Below are 21,054 nucleotides of genomic sequence, written 5' to 3'. Positions count from 1 at the left end.
TTGATACGGATAGATTCAGTCACCAAGCGGTACCCGGACGGCACGGTGGCCGTCGACCGGCTCTCCCTCGAGATACCGGACCGCGCGATCACCGTCCTCGTCGGCCCCTCCGGATGCGGCAAGACGACCACGCTGCGGATGATCAACCGGATGGTCGAGCCCAGCGAGGGCACGATCTCCATAGACGGCCGGGACGTCCAGCAGCAGCCGGTCAACACCCTGCGCCGGTCGATGGGTTACGTCATCCAGAACGCCGGACTCTTCCAGCACCGCACGATCATCGACAACATCGCCACCGTGCCCCGGCTGCTCGGCTGGAGCAAGGACAAGGCGCGGGCCAGGGCCCGGGAGCTGATGGAGCGCGTCGGGCTCGACGCCTCGCTCGCCAAGCGGTACCCCTACCAGCTCTCCGGCGGCCAGCAGCAGCGCGTCGGCGTGGCGCGGGCGCTCGCCGCCGATCCGCCGGTGCTGCTCATGGACGAGCCGTTCTCCGCCGTCGACCCCGTCGTCCGCAAGGGTCTGCAGGACGAACTCCTGCGTATCCAGGATGAGTTGGGCAAGACCATCGTCTTCGTCACGCACGACATCGACGAGGCCGTCAAGCTCGGCACCATGGTCGCCGTCCTGCGCACCGGTGGCAAGCTCGCCCAGTTCGCGCCGCCCGCCGAACTGCTGTCGAACCCGGCCGACGCGTTCGTCGAGGACTTCCTCGGCGCGGACCGCGGCATCCGGCGCCTGTCGTTCTTCTCCGCGGCGGAGCTCGAACTCCTCACCGCCCCGATCGTCGCGATCGACGCCACCGCCGAGCAGCTCGCCGCCCGCGGCGCCGACGCGCCCTACCTCCTCGTCACCGACCTGGAGGGCAGGCCCCTCGGCTGGAGCGAGCCGGGCGCGCTGACCGCCGGGGGGATCGACGCCGGACGACTGCTGCCGTACGGGCGGCCGTTCACCGCCGGGGAGGACTCCCTGCGGGCCGCCCTCGACTGCGCCGTGCTGTCGCCCACCGGCTGGGCGGTCGCCGTGGACGGCGAGGGCCGGGTCACCGGTGTGGTCTCGCAGGCCACCATCGCCGAGGCGATCCGGGGCGCGCACGCCGCCGGTGCCGGGGATCAGCCGGCCGCTCAGAAGGCCGTCCGGTGAACCGCTTCTTCGACATCCCCAGCGATCTCCAGCACGACTGGTTCGGCCTGATCGTGCTGCACCTGCGCGAGGCCCTGCTGCCGGTCCTGGGCGGCCTGCTGCTGGCCCTGCCGCTGGCCCAGCTCTGCGTAAGGCTGCGCTGGCTGTACCCGCCGGTGCTGTGGGTGACGACGGTCCTGTACGCCATCCCCTCGCTGGCCTTCTTCGTGGTCCTCATCGACTACACCGGCCAGACCGAACTGACGGTGATGATCCCGCTCACCGTCTACACCCTGGTGGTCCTGGTCCCGGCGATCGTCGACGGCGTCCGTTCGGTGCCGCAGGAGACCCTCGCCGCCGCGACCGCGATGGGCTTCGGACCCGTACGCCGTTACGTCCAGGTCCAGTTGCCGATCGCGACGCCCGCGATCATCGCCGGGCTGCGGGTGGCGACGGTGTCGAGCATCAGCCTCGTCAGCGTCGGCATGCTGATCGGCAACCAGGGCGCCCTCGGTAACCTCCTGCACGACGCGCAGATCTACAACCGGCCCGAACTCGCCTGGAACTCCGTGCTCACCACGGCCGTCCTCGCCGTCCTGGTCGACGCGCTGCTGGTCGGCGTACGGGTCCTGCTCACCCCCTGGATGCCCAGTGGGTCGGGCACCACGCGCACCCGGAAGGAGGCCGCGGCCCGGTGAACGTCCTCAACTTCGTCAACTCCTTCTTCAGCGACGGCTCCCACTGGCACGGCTACGACGGCATCCCCACCCGGCTCCTCGAACACCTCCAGTACTCCCTGGAGGCGCTCGCCCTCGCCGCCCTGATCGGACTGCCGATCGGCCTGGTCACCGGCCACTACGGCAAGGGTGGCAACGCCCTCTCCCTGATCGCCACCGCGGCCCGGGCGCTGCCCACCTTCGGCCTGCTGGTGCTCATCGTCATCATCGAGGGGTTCGGTCTGCTCCCCGTGATGATCCCGCTGGTCGTCCTCGCGGTCCCGCCGATCCTGGTGACCACCTACGAGGCGGTGCGCTCCGTGGACCCGTCCCCCGTGGACGCGGCACGGGGCATCGGCATGGCGGAGCCGCGGATCCTGCTCCAGGTGGAACTCCCCGTCGCGCTGCCGATCATCCTCGGCGGACTGCGCTCGGCGGCCATCCAGATCGTCTCCACGGCCACCATCGCCGCGTACGTCGGTCTCGGCGGCCTCGGCCGCTACATCGTCGACGGCCTCTACCAGCACGACTACGAGAAGGTCGTGGGCGGCGCCACCCTGGTGGCCGGCCTGGCCCTCGCGACCCTCGGCCTCTTCTGGGCACTGGGCCGCGCGGCGGTGTCGCCGGGGGTACGGCGCGCGGGCTGAGCAGGTGAGAAAACGGCCCCCGGGAGATGTCCCGGGGGCCGTCACGTGTCAGTGGTCAGCGGCGCTCACCCCTCCGTACGCGCCAACGCCTGCTCCAGCACCACCAGCAGAGCGTCCCGTACCGAGCCGCGTTCGCGGGCGTCGAAGACCAGGACCGGGACCCCCTCGGAGACGTCCAGGGCCCAGCGGACCTCGTCCAGCGTGTGCGCGACCTGGCCGTCGAAGGCGTTCACGGCGACGGCGAACGGGATCTGCTTGTGCTCGAAGTAGTCCACGGCGGCATAGCAGTCGTCGAGGCGGCGGGTGTCGACGATGACCAGCCCGCCGACCGCGCCCTCCACGATGTCGTCCCACATGAAGCCGAAGCGCTCCTGCCCGGGCGTGCCGAACAGGTACAGCTTCAGCGTCGGGTCGATGGTGATGCAGCCGAAGTCCATCGCCACGGTCGTGGTGGTCTTGCGCGGGGTGTGGCTGAGGTCGTCCACCCCCGCCGCGACCTCGGTGATGGCCGCTTCGGTGGTCAGCGGCTCGATCTCGGAGATCGAGCCGACGGCGGTGGTCTTGCCCACGCCGAAGCCGCCCGCGATCACCAGCTTCACCGGCAGCGGCGGCCGTACGGCGGCCTGGCCGGCGGCGGACCGGACGAGCGGTTCAGTCGGAGTCACGGAGTACCCCCCGGGAGTCGGGGATGGCCCTGAGGCCATCGATAACCCTGCGCAGGACGGATGCGTCATGGGTGACGCCGGAGTCGGGCACGTGCACCGAGAGCTGCCCCGCCACCCGCAGATCCTCGGCGAGGACCCGCACCACGTTCAGGTGCAGCCGCAGCCGGGCGGCGATCTCCGCGATGGACTGCGGCTGCCGGCAGGCGGCAACGATGTCGTGCTGTTCGAAGGAGAGCCGGTGGAGTGCGTCGAGCCCCTCGGCGGTGGCGACCAGCTGGGTCTCGACGGGCATGGTCCGGCTGGACGTGGTCTCGCCCGCGCCCGCGACCCGGCCGGCGGTCACCAGGAAGGGCCGTACGGCGCTCGCGGGGCCGACGGGGACGCCCTCGTCCCCTCCGGCGCCGCGCGGAATGCGGCCGTCCGCCATCGGTGCTCGCTTCCTCTGCGGTGGCTCGCGGTCAGCGCGTCCTGGTGACGCCGACGCTGTTCTTCAGCTCCAGGACGAGCTGCGGGCTCAGGGCCGCGCCGGCGCGGTTGGCGAACACCGTCATCTCGTAGGCGATGTTGCCCAGCTTGGCCTCCTTGTCGGTGACCACGCCGAGGACGGCGCCGCTGCCGATCGCGGAGACCAGGACGTGGCCGCCCTCGAGATCGATGATGACCTTGTTGAGGCCGCCCAGGCCGTAGTTGCCGGAAGCGCCCGCGGCCAGGCTGGTGATGCCGGAGACGATCGCCGCCAGCCGCTCGGAGTCGGCGTGCTCGCGCAGCTCCGACACGGCGATGAGCAGCCCGTCGGAGGACACCGCGATGGCGTCCACGACGCCCGCGGTCTCGGTGGCGAAACGGTTGAGCAGCCAGGTGAAGTCGGCTGCTGCGGCCCGCAGATCGGTCGGCGTGGCGGCTCCGGTGGGAGTGTCACCTGTCGACGTGCTCACTGCTCGGCTCCTTCCGGAAGGTGGTTCTGGTGGTGCGGTGGGTTCCGGTGGTCGTCCGGGACCCGTCGGTCGTGCGGGTGGTACGTGTCACCGGGGCGCGGGTGTTCACCCGTGTCGCCGCCGGAGTCGCGGTGGGCGCGTTCCACGGCCGCCTCGAACTCCTCCAGCGCGCTGCGCACGGCGTCCGCGTCGGCGGGCCGCGCGGGCTGCCGCGCCGCCAGTTGGGTGGAGGCGTCCGCGGTCGTCCGCAGGGTGGCGCCCCGCACCCGCCGCCGCAGGGGACGGGAGCCGTCGGCGGGGGCCGAGTGCTCCGTCGGACGGGCGGGGGAGCGCTCGGTGAGAGCGGGTTCGGGCGTACGGGTGTGGGCCGCGGGGGCGGGCGTACGGCCGCCGGGCGCCGCCGGGCCGCCGGTCGACGGGGCAGCCGTGACGGCGTCGCGCGCCGGGGCCGCCGCCGTACCGGCGTCGTGACGGCGCTCGGCCGCGGTGGCCTCCGAGCGGCGCTCGGCCGCGGTGGCCTCCGACGGGGTGGCGCCGCGGCGGGGAAGGGCGGGGGCCGCCGTACGGTCGTGCGTGCCCGCCTCGGGCGTACGGCCGTGAACTCCCGTGTCCGTGCCGCTCGGGTCCGTCGCGGTGTCCGTCTCCGCGCCGCCCGTCACGGGCGTCGGGTCCGGCTCCGCCCACGACGGCTGTTCGCGGCGCGGGACCCGGCGGGGGAGGGAGGTCGCCTCGTCGCCGACGGGTGAGGTCATGGCCGGCAGCGAGGACGCGGGGGACGGACCGGCGGCGGGGGCCGACGGGGCGGGCAGGGGCTGCGCGGCGGTGGCCGTGGACGGCATCCCGACGCCGCTGAGGGTCAGCAGCAGCGTGGAGGGGATGCGGATCTCGGCCGTCACACCGCCGCCGGGCGTGCGGGAGAGGGTGACGTCGACGTCCCAGCGGCGGGCCAGCGCGCCGACCACGAACAGACCGAGCACCTTCGTCGGCACCAGGTCGAGGCGTTCGCGGCGCACCAGACGGGCGTTCTCCTCGGCGAGGCGCTCCGCGCTCATGCCCAGGCCGTGGTCGGAGACGGTGATCGACGCGCCGTCCTGGTCGGCGCCGACCCGCACCTCGACGGGGCTGCCCTCGGGCGAGAACGCCACGGCGTTCTCCAGGAGTTCGGCGATCATCAGCGTCAGGTCGCCGATGATGTCGGGCTCCACCATGGTCTCGGTGCCGGCGTACAGCTGAACCCGCTGGTAGCCCTCGATCTGGCCGAGCGCCGCGCGGACGACGTTGGTGAGTTCCGTCGGTCCGGAGTCGAGCACGGTCTCGCGGATGCCGGCCAGCAGCATCAGACTGTCGGCGTTGCGGCGCAGACGGACCGCGATGTGGTCGATGGAGTAGAGCCGTTCCAGCAGCGCCGGGTCGGTCTCGCCGCGCTCCACCGCGTCGATCAGCGCGAGCTGGCGGGTCGTCAGGTTGGAGACGCGGCGGCCGACGTTGCCGAACATCTCGGCGACGTTGCGTCGGCTGAGCACCTGGCGCTCCAGCAGCGCCGCCGCGGTCGTCTGCACGTTGTTGAAGGCCTCGGCCAGCTCACCGATCTCGTCGTCGGCGGTGACCGGCAGCTCGCGCAGCCGCGGTGAGCCGGTCTCCTCGGCGTCGTCGTCGGCGACCCGGGCGAGCTCGCGCCCGGCGACGTCGGCGACCTCCTGCGCGGCACCGGTGAGCGCCAGCACCGGCCGCACCACGGAGCGCCGTACGAGGATGGAGAAGGCGATCCACAGCGCGAAGCAGACCAGCGCGAGGTTGAGCAGCAGACCGGCCCGCCACTGGGCGCTGACGGAGGCGTCGTCGGCACGGTCGGCGATCTGGTCGATCAGCGAGGTGGTGATCTTCAGCCGGGTCTTGGACTGCGCGCTGTACGCGGGGTACGAGTCGAGGGCCGCCCGGAACGCCCTGCGGATCTCCGCCTTGGAGTCGACCTGCAACGCGCTGGGGTCGACGGCGAGTTCGGCGAAGTGCTGGCTGATGGAGGCCTGCGAGGAGTTGTGCTCGATGCCGCCGAGCTCGTCGGCCTGCGCGTCCGAGGCGAACCGGCCGAAGCGCTGGGCCTGGTAGGTGTACAGCTCGAAGGAGCCGACCGCGCCGGTGTACTCGATGAGCGCGTTGCTGTCGCCGGTGCGCGCGGAGAACACGCCGGTCTCGTAGGCGCCGTGGGCGGCGTCGGCGCGCAGCAGCGAGTCGAGCAGGTTGCCGGTGAAGGTGCTGGCCAGGTTGGAGTCGCGGTCCAGGCCCAGCCCGTCGATGACGGCGTCCGCGGCGCCGGAGTACGCCGGGTCGATGTTGTCGGCGGGCAGATAGCCCTGCTCGATGGTGGTCCGCAGACCCGCCAGGCCCTCGATCTCGCGCAGCGCCTGTGCCTCGCTGTCCGGCAGCCGGTCGCCGAAGCTGTCGACCACCTTGCGCACCTGGGCGTCCACGGCGAGCTGGGCCTGCCGGTAGGGGTCCGTGCTGGGTGTGCCGCCGTCGAAGGCCGCCTGGTGGCGCACCGAGAGCAGGATCGCCTGCTGGTGCTCGTCCTGGAGTTCGGCGACGAGCCGGGCCACCTGGGTGCTGTCGCGCACCAGCTGGGCGGCGTCCTCGGCGCGGTTGGACTCCTGCACCAGCTCGACGAAGAGGTACGTCAGCATCAGGGCGATGACCCCGAGCGGGATGCCGACGAGCAGGTTCAGCTTGCGCTGGAAGGGCCACCGGTCGGCGAATCCCCGCACACCCCGGCGCACGGACGACGGTGCCGAAGATGCCGACCGGGCGGGCGCGTCCACTTGATTCGTGGACACCAGGCCTCCTTCGAAGGGGTGTTGCGGGCGTGCCGATGCACGCGTGTGGCCGAATGTGAACGAAACGGCACTCCGGTGGCCCCCGCACACCGCCGTGGCCGACGCCGACTCGGGCGACGATATCGCTTCTCTGATCGATCGAGCACGTTGCCCTACGTCAAGAATCCATTACGAAGCGCCCCCGAAAACGCCAGGCGGCGCTCCCAAACAACACACAAGTGACCATGAATCGCAGCCAATCGGTAACCGGACCGCTCTTGACTGACCGAGAAGCGGGTGGATTGGATCAGGCCAGGCTTCACTCTCGTCAGTTCCTCATCGCCCCCCAGAGCTCGGAACGGAACCGTGACTTCCAACGCCCACAGCAGCAGGACCAGGTCCCTCAGGAACACCGGCGCGGCGGCCGTCGCGCTCGCCGCGACGACGGCCCTGCTGGCGGGATGCTCTTCCTCCGACGACAAGAGCGACCCGCTCGCCGGTGACAAGGCGGACGGCGGAACCGTCGTCGTCGGCTCCAACAACTTCGCCGAGAGCATCCTGATCGCCGACATCTACGGCGAGGCGCTCAAGGCCAAGGGCATCAAGGTGTCCTACAAGCCCAACATCGGCAGCCGCGAGACCACCTACGGTCTGCTCAAGAACGGTTCCATCACCGTTCTCCCCGAGTACAACGGCTCGCTGCTGGCCTACCTCGACGCGAAGGCCGAGCAGAAGTCCCTCGCGACCGTGAACGCCGCCGTGAAGGCCAAGCTCGACTCGAAGCTGACGCTGCTGGAGTCCTCCCCCGCCGAGGACAAGGACTCCGTCACGCTCAACAAGGAGACCGCCGACAAGTACAAGCTCACCTCCGAGTCCACCCTCGCCGACCTCAAGGACGTCGCGCCCGACCTGGTCCTCGGCGGCTCGCCCGAGTTCCAGACCCGGCAGCAGGGCATGGTGGGCCTGGAGTCGGTGTACGGCCTGAAGTTCAAGTCCTTCAAGGCGCTCGACGCCGGCGGTCCGCTGACCCAGGCCGCCCTGAAGAAGAACACCGTGCAGGCCGCGGACATCTTCACCACCGACCCGACCATCACCAAGGAGGGGTTCGTCGTCCTGCAGGACCCGGAGAACCTCTTCGGCTTCGCGAACGTGACGCCCCTGGTCTACAAGAGCGGGCTCTCGGACGAGGGCGTCGCCGCGCTCAACGCCGTCTCCGCCAAGCTCGACACCAAGACCCTGCTGGACCTGGACTCCCAGGTGCAGCTGGAGAGCAAGGACCCGCTGGACGTCGCCAAGGCCTGGCTGAAGTCGGCGGGCCTGGACTGACCTTCCCCGTTGGACCGCACCACTGACGGACCCGCCCGGGTGTCCCCGCAGCAGCGGGACTCCCGGGTCGTCCTGACCGGCACCACCCTCACCGTCGACGAGCTGATCGCGCTCGCCGACGGTGAGGCCGTGCCCGCCGTGGCCCCCGAGGCCCGCGAACGGGCCGTACGTTCCTGGCAGACCGCCGAGCGCCTCGCCGCCGCCGGGCGGCTCTACGGCCGCGGCACCGGCGTCGGCGCCCACCGCTCGGTGCCCGTCGACGAGGGCGACGAGACCGCGCACAGCCTGCGGTTGCTGCGCAGCCACGCGGGTGGCGCGGGCGCGCTGCTGCCCGCCCGCCAGGTCCGGGCGATGCTCGCCGTGCGCGCCAACCAGCTCCTGGCCGGCGGCTCCGGCATCCAGCCCGCCTTCGTCGACGCCCTCACCGAGGCCCTGCGCCTGGGTGTCCACCCGGCGGTCAACGAGTACGGCGGCATCGGCACCGGCGACCTCACCGCCCTGGCCCAGACGGGCCTCACCCTGATCGGCGAACGGCCCTGGGTGAGCGGCGAGTTGCCCGACCGCGCGGAAGGGGCGATCGACGCCCCGGCGTACGGCGCGACGGACGGCGGCGACCTCTTCGACTCGGCCGGCCGGGCCTGGCGGATCGCCGACCGCGACGGTCCGGAGAAGAGCGCGGGCACCGACGGGGGAATGGTCGGCTGGCCGAACACCTCCTGGCGCGACGACCGCCCGGACCCCACACCACCCACGACAGCACAGCCCACGACAGCACCGCCCACCCCGGCGGCGCTCACCGAGCCTGCCGGGCCCACTGCGCCTGCCGGGCTGACCGGACCTGCCGCGCCCACTGCACCCGCATCAGGTGCCGCGCCGGCCGGGTCCGCCGCGCCCACGGCGTCCACCGCGCTCACCGCCTCTGCCGGGCTGACCGGCTCCGCCGCGCCCACGGCGCCCGCCGCGCTCACCGCCTCTGCCGGGCCGACCGGGTCCGCCGCGCCCACGGCGCCCGCCGCCCTCACCGCCTCTGCCGGGGTGACCGGGTCCGCCGTGCCTACGGCGTCCACCGCGCTCACCGCCTCTGCCGCGCCGACCGGGTCCGCCGTGCCCACGGCGCCCGCCGCGCTGACCGAGTCCACCGCCGCCGGTCCTCCGGCCGTGCCCGCCTCGTGGGCCCTGCATACGGTGGCGGCACAGCCCGGTGTCCCGCCGGCGTCCGCTGTCCCGGCAGGGCCCGGCTTCCTGCCCGCGCCCGTCACCCTGCGGGCCGGGGACGCGCTCGCCCTGCTCAGCAGCAACGCGCTCGCGCTCGGGCAGGCGGCGCTGGCCCAGCACGGGCTGGACGTGCTGCTGCGGGCCACGCACGCCGTCGCCGCGCTGTCGCTGGCCGCGGTGTCCGGGTCGGCGGAGGCCTACGCGGCTCCCGTGCACGCGCTGCGGCCCTATCCCGGCGCGGCGCGGGCCGCCGGGGAGGTGCGGCGGCTGCTCGGGATCGACGACCGGGCGTCCGGGGCCCCCGGCCGGCGCATCCAGGACCCGTTCGGGTTCCGGGCCTTCCCGCAGGCGCACGGCTGCGCCCTGGACGCCTCCGAACGGCTGCGCACGGTCGTGGAGGTGGAGGTCAACTGCCCCTCCGAGAACCCCCTCGTGACGCCCGACGGCACCGCCGCGTACCACCACGGCGGCTTCTTCGCCGCGCCCCTCGGCCTCGCCCTGGACGCGGCCTGCCTCGCCCTGCTGCAGACCGCCCAGCTCTCCGTGGCCCGGCTGGCCGCGCTCGGCGACCCGGCCCTCACCGGCCTGCCCGGCTTCCTCGCCGCCGGACCCGCGAGCAGCTCGGGCACGATGATCCTGGAGTACACCGCCAACTCCGCGCTCGCGGAGCTGCGTTCGTGCACCGCGCCGGCCTCCGCCGGGCACGCCGTCCTCTCGCGCGGCCTGGAGGAGGCCGCCAGCTTCGCCGGCCAGGCGGCCCGCCAGGCCCTCCGGGCCACGGACGCCTACGTCACCGTACTCGCCTGCGAACTCGTGAGCGCCGTACGGGCGTTGCGCCTGCGGCCGGTGCCGCCGCAGGTGACCGCCTTCACCGTGGCGACGGCCGCCCTGCCCCTCGGCACGGACGACCGCCCCCTGACCGGAGACCTCACGGCGGCGGCCGAACTGCTGCCGCGGCTCGCCGAGTTGTGACCCGTACGGCCCGGGCGACCGGTCAGTAGCCCACGTAGAACGTGGCGTCCTGCTGGTCGGTCGACGTCGATATCGGGTCGATGCGCAGGACGTAGTTCGAGTGCCGGATGTAGCGGGTCGGGTTGTTGTACGAGCGGAACGACGACCAGCCCGAGTCCGCGAGGCCCGCCGTACGGTAGAAGGTCGCGTCCCCCGCGAACGTCGACGTGCCGTCGTTGACGTCCAGTTGGAGCTGGTAGTTGTAGTGCCGCAGATAGCGGGTCGGGTAGTTCACCGAACGGAAGGAGACGCCCGAGCTGTCCGCGAGGCCGGGCACGATCGTCCACAGCGAGTCCTTGTACGGCTCGACCGGGTACTCGTCGATGCGGCCGACGTAGTTGGAGTGGCGGACGTAACGGGCCGGGTAGTTGTAGGACTTCAGCCGGTTCCAGGCGGGGGCGCCCCAGTAGGAGACCAGGTTGTTGTACTGGGCGGTGGTGATCGTCGCGATGCCGCAGTGCTTGGAGTTGACCGGCTGGGTGTAGGTCTTCTGGTCCAGCGCGGTCCAGGTGCCGGCCGCGAGGTCGGTGGACTGCCAGGCGTAGAACACGCCGTTCGGTGTGTAGGTGTCTCCCCAGAGCCACCAGGTGCCGGACGTCAGGGACTTGACGAGGGTGGGAGCCTCGGTGCCGCCGTGCGCGACGCCCGTGGAGAACTCCGTGAAGCTCCCCGGGTTCAGGGTGGTGGACCGGGCGCCCACCAGCGTCTGGTTCTTCTTGAAGTACAGGTAGTTGTAGCCGTTCACGCCGACCGCCATGTCGCCGTCGATCACGTCGTAGCCGGGGTCGAAGAAGACCTGGGGCGCCGAGGCGGTGACGAAGTCGGTGGTGTAGTTCACCATGATCACGTTGTGGCCGCTGTCGTTGACGGCGGAGTAGATCAGCGCGTACTGGCCCCGGCCGGCGTCCCAGAACGCCTCCGGCGCCCAGCTGTGGGTGTTCATGTCGTGCAGCTTCAGCCGGTGGTAGCCGGTGAAGGTGCGCAGGTCGGTGGAGTTCCAGACGTGGACGTACTGGCTGACGTAGCTCCAGTCGGTGCCCTTGAGGTCGGTGGCGAGCACCACGAAGGTGCCGTCCTGCTTGCGCAGGATGAACGGGTCCCGCAGCCCCAGCGCGCCCTCGGTGGGGGTGACCACCGGGTTGTTCTGGTTCAGCGGCGTCCAGCGCAGCCCGTCCGTGCTGACGGCCAGGTGCAGGCCGTAGTCGGTGCCGTCGCCGAGGTTGGTCGACTCGGTGAAGTAGCCCATCACATACGCCGAGTCGGCCGCGTGGGCCGCCGGGGTGCCGAGGGTCAGGGCGACGGGGACGGAGGCCGCCGCGCCGAGGAAGAGGCGGCGGGAGGGGTTGGGGGTCATGTGCTCTCCACGGGGGTGCGAGTGCCCAATGGCCGATATATCGAACGGAGTTCGATGAGCCGATCAGAAAGTAGGGGCGCAAGAGGAACGGGTCAATCACTGCGACAGGAAAAACTCCGGCGATCTCCTGGGACCGGCACGGCTAGTGTCGGCGGACGTGAACAGAAGACGGCGCAGGAAGCTGACGCAGCGCCTTGTCGGGGCGGCCACTTGTGACGAGGCCGAGGAGGTCGACCGGCTGCTGCGGGCCGGAGCCGACCCGGCCGCCGCCGACGCCGACGGGACGACTCCGCTGTACGCGGCCTGTGTTCAGGGCTCCGCCGACATCGCCCGCAGTCTGCTCGCGGCCGGCGCCCCGCCCGACGCCGAGAGCGCGGGCCCCGGAGCGGAAGGAACTCCCCTGTGCGCGGCGGCCTGTTGGGGCCACACCGAGACCGTCCGCGTCCTCCTCGCCCACGGCGCCGACCCCGGCCTCCGGGAGGACCACGGCACCGGCTGGACACCCCTGCGGTGGGCGGAGGCGGGACCGCACCCGCAGACGGCCGCCGTGCTGCGCGCCGCGGGCACCCGCCCGGCGGTCAGCGGGCCGGGCTCGACCCCAGGGTGACATCGGCGATCAGCCGGTCGATCAGGGCGATCAGCACGTCCCGGCACGACTCCCGCTCCCGTGCGTCGCACAGCAGCACCGGGACGTCCGCCGGCAGCGCCAGCGACTCCCTGATCTCCTCCGCCGGATAGGGATGCTGCCCGTGAAAGCCGTTGACCGCGACGACGAAGGGGATGTGCCGGCGTTCGAAGAAGTCGATCGCCGCGAAACTGGACTCCGGCCTGCGCACGTCGACCAGCACCACCGCGCCCAGGGCGCCGACCGCCAGGTCGTTCCACATGAACCAGAACCGCTGCTGACCGGGGGTGCCGAAGAGATACAGCACCAGGTCGTCCGAGATGGTGATCCGGCCGAAGTCGAGGGCCACGGTGGTGGACCGTTTCTCCTCGATGCCCTTCAGGTCGTCGACCTCCAGCCCGGCGACCGTCAGCGGCTCCTCCGTGCGCAGCGGCGCGATCTCGCTGACCGCCCCGACCATGGTGGTCTTGCCGACGCCGAAGCCGCCGGCGATGAGGATCTTCACCGTGTCGGGCGCCGTGACCCGCGCGGCGGTGGGCTCAGATCCGGCCAAGGCCGTCCCTCACTTTCTGCAGCAGGTCCAGATCCCCGGCGCCGGAGACCGAACGGGGCGGCCGGGCCGTGATCAGGCCCGCCTCCAGCAGATCGCAGAGCATGATGACGACCACGCTCACGGGCAGGTCCAGATGGGCCGCCAGCTCCGCCACGGCCACCGGCCGGGCGCTCAGCCGCAGGATCCGGGTGTGCTCCGGCTGCGGCCGCGCGGCCCGCTCGGGCGGCGGGTCCACCGCCGTCACCGTCGTGATGAGCGTGAAGTCGGCGCGGCTGGGCCGGGTCCGCCCACCGGTGAGGGTGAACGGTCTGACCAGCCGGCCCGCTTCGTCGCCTGGGCTCACCTCACCCGCCGTTGCCGCGGACGGCCGGACCGATACCGGTCCGCGGCGCCGCGCTCAGGTGCTCGCCGATCTTTTTCACCAGCATGTTCATCTGGTACGCGACCACGCCGACGTCCGCGTGCGAGCCGGCCAGCACCACGAGATGGGCCCCGGGGCCCGCCGAGGTGAGGATCAGGTAGCTGTTGGCCATCTCGATGAGCGCCTGGCGCACCGGGCCGCCGCGGAAGTCCATGCTGACGCCCTTGCTGAGGCTCATCAGCCCGGACGCCGTCGCCGCCAGCCGCTCGGCGTCCTCCCGCAGGAACCCGGTGGACTTGCTGACCACCAGCCCGTCCTCGGAGAGCACGACGGCCTGGTTCACATCGGCCACCCGGTCCACCAGTCCGGTGAGCAACTGGTCGAGCTGGGTGTTCGTGGCGGGGATGGAGTGTGTCATCGCGGTGTCCTTCATGAGCGGTCGGCGGGCGGGGTCGGGGTCTGGGGGGCGCCTGCGGAGGTGACCGCCGGGCCGGGGGCCTGCGCGGCGTCCGCCGTCTCCGCCGGACCGGAGAGCGGTTCGTCGGCGTCGGCGTCGTCGCGTGCCTGCAGCGTGCCGCGCTGGAAACCGGCGAGGGAAGAGGCCGCGCGCTCCGCGGTGAAGTCGTCGGGGAAGCCGTCCTCCTCGCAGGGCGGCGCTTCCTCGCGCAGTTCGGCGGCGAGGCTGGTCTGCGGGATCCGGCGGGGCAGCGGGGTGAGCCCGCCGGGGCGGGGCCGGGCGTCGGCCGACGAGGGCGACGGACGGGCCCTTCCGGATTCGGCGTCCGCCGGGGAGGGGGCGGGTCTGGTCGGGTCGGGTTCGGCGTTCGCCGAGGAAGAGCGGGCCCCGTCGGGTTCGGCGTTTGCGAAGGAAGGGCGGGGCGGGTCTTCGGCGTCGGCCGGGGACGACGAGGTGCGCAGTGCGTCCCTCGCCCCGCTCGCCGGAGCGGACGCGTCGCGTATCGCGGCGGCCTTGTCGCGTCTCGGCAGCGGGGCGGTCCGCTCGCCGCCGGGCCTGCTGTGCTCGGGGTCCGGTCCGGCCGCGGCCTGCGCGGCAGGGGACGCCTCGCCCTCCGGGCCGGCGGGCTCCGACGCCGTACCGGACGGTTCCGGGGCCTCGTCGGGCAGTTCCCGCAGCGCTTTCGACAGTCTTCGTATGGTGTCGGACGGCGCGGCCTCCAGCGCGGGCACGGTCCGTGCGGGCGAAGCGAGGAGTGCCTCCGGGGTGTCGGCGCCGGGGGCCTCGCGGACCACGACGTCGTGCGGGACCAGCACGATCGCCGTGGTTCCGCCGTACGGCGAGGAGCGCAGCGTCACGGCGATGCCGTGCCGGGTGGCCAGCCGGGCGATCACGAACATGCCCAGCCGCAGGTCGTCGGCGAGCGCCACCACGTCGAACTGCGGGGGCACCGCCAGCTGCGCGTTGAAGGAGGCGTAGTCCTCCTCGGACAGGCCGAGGCCGCGGTCCTCCACCTCGATCGCCAGGCCTCTGGCCACCATCGCCGCCCGCACCCCGACCGGACTCGGCGCCGGGGAGTAAGAGGTCGCGTTGTCGATCAGCTCGGCCAGCAGATGGATCAGGTCGGCCACGGCGGGCGGGGCGACGTACACCTCCTCCTCGGTGTGCACCTCCACCCGCTGGTACTCGGCGACCTCCCCGACCGCGCTGCGCAGGATGTCGATCAGCGCCACCGGCTCCGACCAGCTGCGACCGGGCCGGCCGCCGCTGATGATGACGAGGTTCTCCTCGTAGCGGCGCAACTGGCTCGCCGTGGAGTCCAGTTCGTACAGCCCCTTGAGGACCTCCGGGTCCTGGTGGGCGCGCTCCAGCGCGTCGAGCTTGCTGAGCTGGAGGTTGACCAGGTTCTGGCTCTGCCGGGCGATGCCCAGGATGACCTTCTGGAAGCCTCGCCGGGTGTCGGCGAGTTCGACCGCGGTGTGCACGGCGGTGCGCTGCGCCGTGTTGAAGGCCTTGGCCACCTGGCCGAGTTCGTCGCCGCCGTAGTCCAGCGGCGGAGTCGCCGAGTCCACATCGACAGTCTCTCCCCGGTCCAGCCGCGCAACCACATCCGGGAGCCGTTCCTGTGCCAGGCTCAGCGTGGCCATCCGCAGCCCGCGCAGCCGGCGGGACAGTGAGCGGGTGATCCGCCAGGACATCACGATGCACAGCAGCAGGGCGACGAGGCCGCCGGCGCTCAGCGAACCTGCCTTGATCAGCAGCCCGCGCGCGTCCTCGGCACTGCGCTGCAGCAGCGCCGTGGTCTGCTGCCGGATGAGCGCCGAGTACTCGTCGGAGACCTCGATGAGCGCGGCACGCCACTGCTTCTGCACGTCCGGCAGGACGACGGAACCGTCCTTGTTCATGTTCGCGCGGGCCGCGAGCACCTTGTCCTCGACGGACTCCAGGAGCTGCCACTGGTAGCTCGTCAGGATCTTCTCGGTCTGCTCCTTCGCGGTGCCGGTGAGCGAGGGCATGATCTGGTCCTGCACCAGCCAGCGGCGGGTGTTGACCAGTTGCGCGAACTCCGCCCACGTCTTCTGGTCCATCCGCCGGTGCGGCCCGGCCAGGGTGAGCTGCAGGTCCTCCTCGGAGACAATTTCCGCCGCGTGTTCCAGGGCGACGAGCGGTCCGGCCTGCGAGGTGAGGTCGCCGTCGTCGACCTGGGACAGCTCCTGGAAGGCGTGGATCTGGTCGTCGATGATCGAGGTGTACTGGTCCAGCGCCTGGGCGGCGGTGATGTCGGTGGGATCGTCCACCTGGCCCCGGTAGTACTCCAGGCTGCTCACCGAGGCGACGACCGAGTACAGCCGGTCCTTGACGCGGGCGGGTGCCTGCTGGATCTCCTCGGACTGGCCCACCAGCTCGGCGACCGCCGCGTCCGTCTTCCTGCGCGCCGTATCCAGGGCGGCGCGGGAGCCGTCGGGCTTCGAGGCCAGCCACACGGCCGACAGACTGCGCTCCTGCTGCAGCGCGAGCGTCGCCTCGGTACCCATGGCACCGGTCGACCGGCTCAGTTCGGTCTGGGTGCGCAGCCGCAACCCCTCCGAGAACATCTGGATCGTGGTCACACCCCACATGGCGGCGAGGGTGACGCTGGGCACCAGGGCCAGGAGGATCAGGGAGAGACGTATGGAGCCGAGACGGCGGCGCCGGGCACCTGTCCGTGGAGACATAGTCGTCCTAGGGCGATCAGCAGGGGAGCGGGAGGCGGAAGAGAGCGGGGATCGGCGGGAACTGCCGGGTCAGCGCGTTCCGTTGGAGGCGAACCGCGCGACGTCGGCGACATTGGTCTTCGTGACGAAGGCCGGGCCCGTCAGGACGGGGGCCACACCGCCTCCGCTGATGTTGCCGTTCGTCCGGTACAGCCAGAGCGCGTCCACGGCCAGGTAGCCCTGGAGATACGGCTGCTGGTCCACCGCGAACTGCACACTGCCGTCCCGGACGGCCCCGACCAGGTCCTTGTTGAGGTCGAAGGTGGCGACCTTCGCCCTGCTGCCCGCGTCCTTCACCGCCTGCACCGAGGCGAGCGCGAACTGCGCGCCGTTGGCGATGACCTCGTCGATGTCCGGCTCCTGCTGGAGGCGGGTCTTCACCCCGGCGGTCACCGCGTCCATGTCGGTCCCGTCGACGTAGAGGATCTCGGTCTCGCCGGAGAACGTCTTCTTCACCCCCGCGCAGCGCGCCTCCACGGCGATGTTGCCGCGCTCGTGGATGACGCACAGGGCGTGCTTCGCGCCGAGGCCGTCGAGTTTGGCGCCGACGGCGCGGCCCGCGACGCTCTCGTCCTGGCCGAAGTACTCCAGGAGGCCCACGGACTGCCAGGCGTCGATACCGGAGTTGAGGCCGACCACGGGTATGCCGGCCGTCTTCGCGGAAGCCACCGGGCTCTTCATCGCCTGTGGTTTGGCCAGGGTCACCGCGATGCCGTCGACCCGGTCGCGGATCGCGTCCCGCACCAGCTCGGCCTGTCCGGCGGCGTCGGCGTCGCTCGCGTAGGTGAGATCGACGTCGTCCTTGGCGGCCGCCGCCTCGGCGCCCTTGCGCACCAGCTCCCAGAAGGCGTCTCCCTTGGCGCCGTGGGTGACCAGCGCGATCTTGAGCCGGTCGCCCGAGCCGCCCGCCCCGTCCTCGTCGGAGCCGGACGACCCGCTGCCGGAGCAGCCGGCGAGGAGGAGGCAGCAGGCGGCCGCCAGGACGGTCAGGCGTACGGATCCGGGTGATCCGGAGGATCTCCGGGACGGGTGAGCGGGGAGGGGACTGTTCATGGGGGGCTGCACCTCGCTGTGCGGCAGAGCAAGAGGACGGGGCGAGCGCCGCCGGAGCGACGGGGTGTGCACCGGCGAGAGGCTGTCGCTGGCTCGGAGCCAACCGTGTGTGACCGCCGGTAGTCAAGTAAACAACCACCAGGGGTGAGGTGCTGCTGCCGCATTGTGATGTGGACGGGACCGGAAGGGGCGAAAGGGAGCATAGCCGCAGGTGGATTGAATGATCGTCAAATTTGCGGAGTGTGTTCCGGCCACCGCGCCGGCCCGGCCCGGCCCGGAGGGTGGGAGCACCGGACCGGAACCGGGCGGGTAGCGCGGTCAGGGTCGGTCAGGGTTTGCGCGCCACCGCCCCGTACATCGCGATGTCCTCGTCGCGGACCACCTTGGTGCCGGTGCCGTCGGGGCGCCAGTGGTGCACCTGGACGATGCCGGGGTCGACGAGTTCGAGACCCGTGAAGAACTCCGCCGCCTCCGCGTGGGTGCGCAGCCGCATCGGCATGCCGCGGGCCGCGTACTCCCGGGCCACCCGGCCCACTTCGTCGGGTGCGAAGTCCGCGGTGCCGATGGACATCGCGAGGTAGCTCCCGGGCGGCAGCGGGTCGAGCAGGCGGCGGACGATGCCCACGGCGTCGTGCTCGTCGAGCAGGAAGTGGACGATCGCGATCACGGTGAGCGCGACGGGCCGCCCCAGGTCCAGCGTGGTACGGAACTCGGGCGCGGCCAGGATCCCCGCCGGGTCACGCATGTCGGCCTCCAGATAGGCCGTGCGCCCTTCGTCCGTACTGCCCAGCAGGCCGCGGGAGAGGGTGAGGACGAGCGGGTCGTTGTCGACGTAGACCACCCGGGCGTCGGGAGCCTCGGCCTGGACGATCTCGTGGATGTTGGGGGAGGTGGGGATGCCGCTTCCGATGTCGAGGAACTGGCGTATCCCCGCCTCCCGCGCCAGGTGCCCCACCGCGCGGTTCATGAAGTCGCGGTTGGCCCGCATGTGGACGGGGAGCGCGGGCCACTCCCGGACCATCGCGTCGCCGGCCTCGCGGTCCGCCGGGAAGTGGTCCTCGCCGCCGATGATGTAGTCGTAGATCCGCGCGGAGTGCGCCGTCCCGGTGTCGATGTCTTCGTCGCTCATGCGCCCCAACCTCCCACTGCCGATGGCGAGTTGAACAGGAGTCCGAGACGTCTTCAGGTCGAGGGCGCGGCAGGCCTCGCGCACGGCCCCCTGCTCTCTGTGGCAACGTGGAAACGGTCGGGCGGCCGCAAAGTTCCCGCGTTCTAGACTGAACCGGTTCCGCAGGTCCGAGGAGTCCGAGGAGGTCGACCACCGTGGCGTTCGAGGACCCCTCCGCCGACGTGCTCACCCACGCGGCCGAGACCTTCGGGCTGCTCGCCTCCCCGGCCCGGCTGCACATCGTGTGGGCACTGTCCCAGGGCGAGAGCGATGTCACCGGGCTCGCCGAGCGGGTCGGCGGCGCGCTGCCCGCCGTCAGCCAGCACCTGACCAAGCTGAAGCTGGCCGGCCTCGTCCGCTCCCGCCGCGAGGGCCGCCGTCAGGTCTACTTCGTCGACGACCCCGATGTCGTCGACGTCGTACGGCTCGCCGTGGGCCGCCTGACCGACCGCGTCGGCCGTGTCGCAGGGACCGATCGTCCGGGCGCCGCCCGCCTCCGTGGCCTCTGAGGCGCCCGAGGCCGAGACGGGCGCCGACTCCAGGGCCGGTGCCGAGGCCGAGGCCGACGCGGGCGGGGGCACGGCCCTGCAGGTGCTGCGCCGCCTGGAGAGCGGGCCGCGCGGCCTGACCGACGCCGAGGCCGCCGCCCGGCTCGCCCGGACCGGCGAGAACACGCTTCCCGGCACACGTCCCGCCTCCTGGCCCCGGCTGCTGCTGCGCGGACCGCGCGACCCCTTCACCGCCGTACTCCTCTGTCTCGGTCTCGTCTCCGCCCTCGTCGCCTCCTGGGGCACCGCCATCGTGATCCTCGCCCTCGTCGCGGTCAGCTGTGTGCTGCGCGCGAGCGGTGAGCACCGCGCCGACCGGTCGCTGGCGGGGCTGCGCGACCTGGTCGCGGGCACGGCCACCGTGCTGCGCCGTACGTCCGACGGGGAGCCGACCCGCCCCCGCGAGGTGCCGGTCGCCGAGCTCGTGCCGGGCGATGTGATCCGGCTCGGCCCCGGCGACCTCGTCCCGGCGGACGTACGACTCCTGCGCGCCCGTGGGCTGACCGTGCACCAGGCGGCGCTGACCGGTGAGTCGGCGCCGGTCGCCAAGTCCGCGGGGGACCCGCCGGGCCCCCTTGCCGAGTCCCACCTCTGCTTCCAGGGCAGCGACGTCGCCTCGGGCAGCGCCACCGCGGTGGTGCTCGCCACCGGGGCGCGGACCCGGTTCGCCGCCGGGCTCGGCGGGCCGGTGCGGCGGGAGGCGAGCGCGTTCGACCGGTTCGTGCACGGCATCTCCTGGGTGCTGATCCGTTTCATGCTGATCACCCCGCCGCTCGTGCTCATGGCGAACGCCGCCCTGCGCGGCCGGGGCCTGGAGACCCTGCCCTTCGCCGTCGCGGTGGCCGTCGGCCTCACGCCCGAGATGCTTCCGGTGATCGTCACCACCTGTCTGGCCCGGGGCGCCGCCCTGCTCGCCCGCACCCACGGCGTGATCGTCAGACGGCTGCCCGCCCTGCACGACCTGGGCGCGATCGACGTCCTCTGCGTCGACAAGACCGGCACCCTCACCCAGGACCGCCCGGTCGTCGACCGCTCCCTCGGCCCGGACGGCCAGGACGACCCCGCCCCGCTGCACTGGGCCGCCGTCAACGCCTGGTGGACCCTCCAGCTCGCCGAACTCCCCGCCCCGGACGCCCTCGACGAGGCGCTGCTGGAGGCCGCGGGGACGGATCCCGAGCTGTACGACGGGCTGGACGCCGTCCCCCACGACCCCGTCCGGCGCCTGTCCACCGCCGTGCTCCGCGGCCCCCGGCCCGGCACCCACACCCTGGTCGTCAAGGGCGCCGTGGAGGACGTCCTGGACCGGTGCTCGCTGGAACCCGGGGAGCGGCCACGGCTGGACGCGCTCGCCGCGCGCGAGGCGGACCGCGGGCTGCGGCTGCTGGCGGTCGCCACCGCCGGCGTGCCCGCCCGCACGCGCGCGTGCACGCCGGCCGACGAACGCGGCCTCACCTTCCGCGGCCTGGTCGCCTTCCGCGACGCCCTCGCCCCGGACGCCGCCGAGGCGCTGCGCGCCCTGGCCGCCCGGGGAGTCGCCGTACGAGTCCTCACCGGAGACCACCCGGCAACAGCCACCCACATCTGCCACGCCCTCGGCCTGCCCCCGAACCGAGTGACCACGGGCGCGGACCTCGGCCCGGAGGCAGCCCCGGAACTGGACCGCGCGGCCACGGGCCTCGGCCTCGACGGCTCGGCCGCGGGCGGAGGCCCGTGGCCGGAGGTGCCTCCCGAGCTGGACCGC

19 protein-coding genes are annotated in these 21,054 nt (G+C 72.4%); 8 read left to right on the top strand and 11 right to left on the bottom strand.

The genetic code is table 11. The annotated features are described in order from the left end of the window. From ACIRF9_RS11650 to ACIRF9_RS11640, 3 genes are read left to right on the top strand one after another with little or no spacing between them, the layout of a single operon-like run. Positions 1 to 1,140 carry an ABC transporter ATP-binding protein gene (locus ACIRF9_RS11650; protein WP_403819913.1) on the top strand — a complete coding sequence of 380 codons (1,140 nt, stop codon included), beginning with the start codon at positions 1 to 3 and terminating at the stop codon, positions 1,138 to 1,140. Beyond that, complete coding sequence (locus tag ACIRF9_RS11645; RefSeq protein ID WP_403819383.1) at positions 1,137 to 1,817, top strand: ABC transporter permease; 681 nt, start codon at positions 1,137 to 1,139, stop codon at positions 1,815 to 1,817. The genes ACIRF9_RS11650 and ACIRF9_RS11645 overlap by 4 nt, the downstream gene beginning before the upstream one ends. Continuing rightward, complete coding sequence (locus ACIRF9_RS11640; protein WP_403819381.1) at positions 1,814 to 2,482, top strand: ABC transporter permease; 669 nt, start codon at positions 1,814 to 1,816, stop codon at positions 2,480 to 2,482. The genes ACIRF9_RS11645 and ACIRF9_RS11640 overlap by 4 nt, the downstream gene beginning before the upstream one ends. Before the next feature lie 65 nt (positions 2,483 to 2,547). Here the strand turns inward: ACIRF9_RS11640 and ACIRF9_RS11635 are convergent, their stop codons facing one another. From ACIRF9_RS11635 to ACIRF9_RS11620, 4 genes are read right to left on the bottom strand one after another with little or no spacing between them, the layout of a single operon-like run. Then, a complete protein-coding gene (locus tag ACIRF9_RS11635) occupies positions 2,548 to 3,147 on the bottom strand; it encodes a GTP-binding protein (RefSeq protein WP_403819380.1) in 600 nt (199 codons plus the stop codon). Beyond that, positions 3,134 to 3,574, bottom strand: coding sequence for a DUF742 domain-containing protein (locus tag ACIRF9_RS11630; RefSeq protein WP_403819378.1), 441 nt, complete (start codon positions 3,572 to 3,574; stop codon positions 3,134 to 3,136). The genes ACIRF9_RS11635 and ACIRF9_RS11630 overlap by 14 nt, the downstream gene beginning before the upstream one ends. Positions 3,575 to 3,605: 31 nt before the next feature. Next, the gene (locus ACIRF9_RS11625; protein WP_403819376.1) at positions 3,606 to 4,082 is read right to left on the bottom strand and encodes a roadblock/LC7 domain-containing protein; all 477 of its coding nucleotides are present in this window, start codon (positions 4,080 to 4,082) and stop codon (positions 3,606 to 3,608) included. Then, entirely contained in the window at positions 4,079 to 6,910 is a 2,832-nt protein-coding gene (locus ACIRF9_RS11620) for an ATP-binding protein (protein ID WP_403819375.1), read from the bottom strand. The genes ACIRF9_RS11625 and ACIRF9_RS11620 overlap by 4 nt, the downstream gene beginning before the upstream one ends. A 345-nt stretch (positions 6,911 to 7,255) precedes the next feature. On the opposite strand from ACIRF9_RS11620, the gene ACIRF9_RS11615 reads away from it, so the two are divergent. Further along, positions 7,256 to 8,215 carry an ABC transporter substrate-binding protein gene (locus ACIRF9_RS11615; RefSeq protein ID WP_403819373.1) on the top strand — a complete coding sequence of 320 codons (960 nt, stop codon included), beginning with the start codon at positions 7,256 to 7,258 and terminating at the stop codon, positions 8,213 to 8,215. A gap of 9 nt (positions 8,216 to 8,224) precedes the next feature. Next, positions 8,225 to 10,402, top strand: coding sequence for an aromatic amino acid lyase (locus ACIRF9_RS11610; RefSeq protein WP_403819371.1), 2,178 nt, complete (start codon positions 8,225 to 8,227; stop codon positions 10,400 to 10,402). 22 nt (positions 10,403 to 10,424) lie between these two features. Here the strand turns inward: ACIRF9_RS11610 and ACIRF9_RS11605 are convergent, their stop codons facing one another. Beyond that, positions 10,425 to 11,795, bottom strand: coding sequence for a glycoside hydrolase family 43 protein (locus tag ACIRF9_RS11605; protein WP_403819370.1), 1,371 nt, complete (start codon positions 11,793 to 11,795; stop codon positions 10,425 to 10,427). 157 nt (positions 11,796 to 11,952) lie between these two features. Here ACIRF9_RS11605 and ACIRF9_RS11600 point away from each other — a divergent pair, with 157 nt between their 5' ends. Further along, positions 11,953 to 12,402, top strand: a complete 450-nt coding sequence (locus ACIRF9_RS11600; RefSeq protein WP_403819369.1) for an ankyrin repeat domain-containing protein — start codon at positions 11,953 to 11,955, stop codon at positions 12,400 to 12,402. Here the strand turns inward: ACIRF9_RS11600 and ACIRF9_RS11595 are convergent. From ACIRF9_RS11595 to ACIRF9_RS11570, 6 genes are all read right to left on the bottom strand, one after another. Next, the gene (locus ACIRF9_RS11595; RefSeq protein WP_403819367.1) at positions 12,374 to 12,973 is read right to left on the bottom strand and encodes a GTP-binding protein; all 600 of its coding nucleotides are present in this window, start codon (positions 12,971 to 12,973) and stop codon (positions 12,374 to 12,376) included. The genes ACIRF9_RS11600 and ACIRF9_RS11595 overlap by 29 nt on opposite strands. Then, complete coding sequence (locus tag ACIRF9_RS11590; RefSeq protein ID WP_403819365.1) at positions 12,960 to 13,316, bottom strand: DUF742 domain-containing protein; 357 nt, start codon at positions 13,314 to 13,316, stop codon at positions 12,960 to 12,962. The genes ACIRF9_RS11595 and ACIRF9_RS11590 overlap by 14 nt, the downstream gene beginning before the upstream one ends. 1 nt (position 13,317) lies before the next feature. Beyond that, positions 13,318 to 13,752: a roadblock/LC7 domain-containing protein gene (locus ACIRF9_RS11585; RefSeq protein ID WP_055638744.1), complete on the bottom strand. Its 435-nt coding sequence runs from the start codon at positions 13,750 to 13,752 to the stop codon at positions 13,318 to 13,320. A gap of 11 nt (positions 13,753 to 13,763) precedes the next feature. Then, positions 13,764 to 16,505, bottom strand: a complete 2,742-nt coding sequence (locus ACIRF9_RS11580) for a nitrate- and nitrite sensing domain-containing protein (protein ID WP_403819363.1) — start codon at positions 16,503 to 16,505, stop codon at positions 13,764 to 13,766. Between the two features lie 69 nt (positions 16,506 to 16,574). Next, on the bottom strand, positions 16,575 to 17,597 hold the full coding sequence (locus ACIRF9_RS11575; RefSeq protein WP_403819361.1) for a substrate-binding domain-containing protein: 1,023 nt from the start codon (positions 17,595 to 17,597) through the stop codon (positions 16,575 to 16,577). A 328-nt stretch (positions 17,598 to 17,925) separates the two neighbouring features. Beyond that, entirely contained in the window at positions 17,926 to 18,726 is an 801-nt protein-coding gene (locus ACIRF9_RS11570) for an SAM-dependent methyltransferase (protein ID WP_403819360.1), read from the bottom strand. 194 nt (positions 18,727 to 18,920) lie between these two features. Between ACIRF9_RS11570 and ACIRF9_RS11565 the strand changes: the two genes are divergently transcribed. Then, positions 18,921 to 19,274, top strand: coding sequence for an ArsR/SmtB family transcription factor (locus tag ACIRF9_RS11565; RefSeq protein ID WP_403819358.1), 354 nt, complete (start codon positions 18,921 to 18,923; stop codon positions 19,272 to 19,274). Further along, a partial coding sequence (locus tag ACIRF9_RS11560; protein ID WP_403819356.1) for a cation-translocating P-type ATPase occupies positions 19,225 to 21,054 on the top strand: 1,830 nt, incomplete at its 3' end. The genes ACIRF9_RS11565 and ACIRF9_RS11560, both read left to right, overlap by 50 nt.

Origin of the sequence: Streptomyces sp. NPDC096132 (genome assembly GCF_044763345.1) — a bacterium.
In the GTDB taxonomy this organism is placed as follows: domain Bacteria; phylum Actinomycetota; class Actinomycetes; order Streptomycetales; family Streptomycetaceae; genus Streptomyces.
This window is presented reverse-complemented; position numbering and strand designations above follow the sequence as displayed.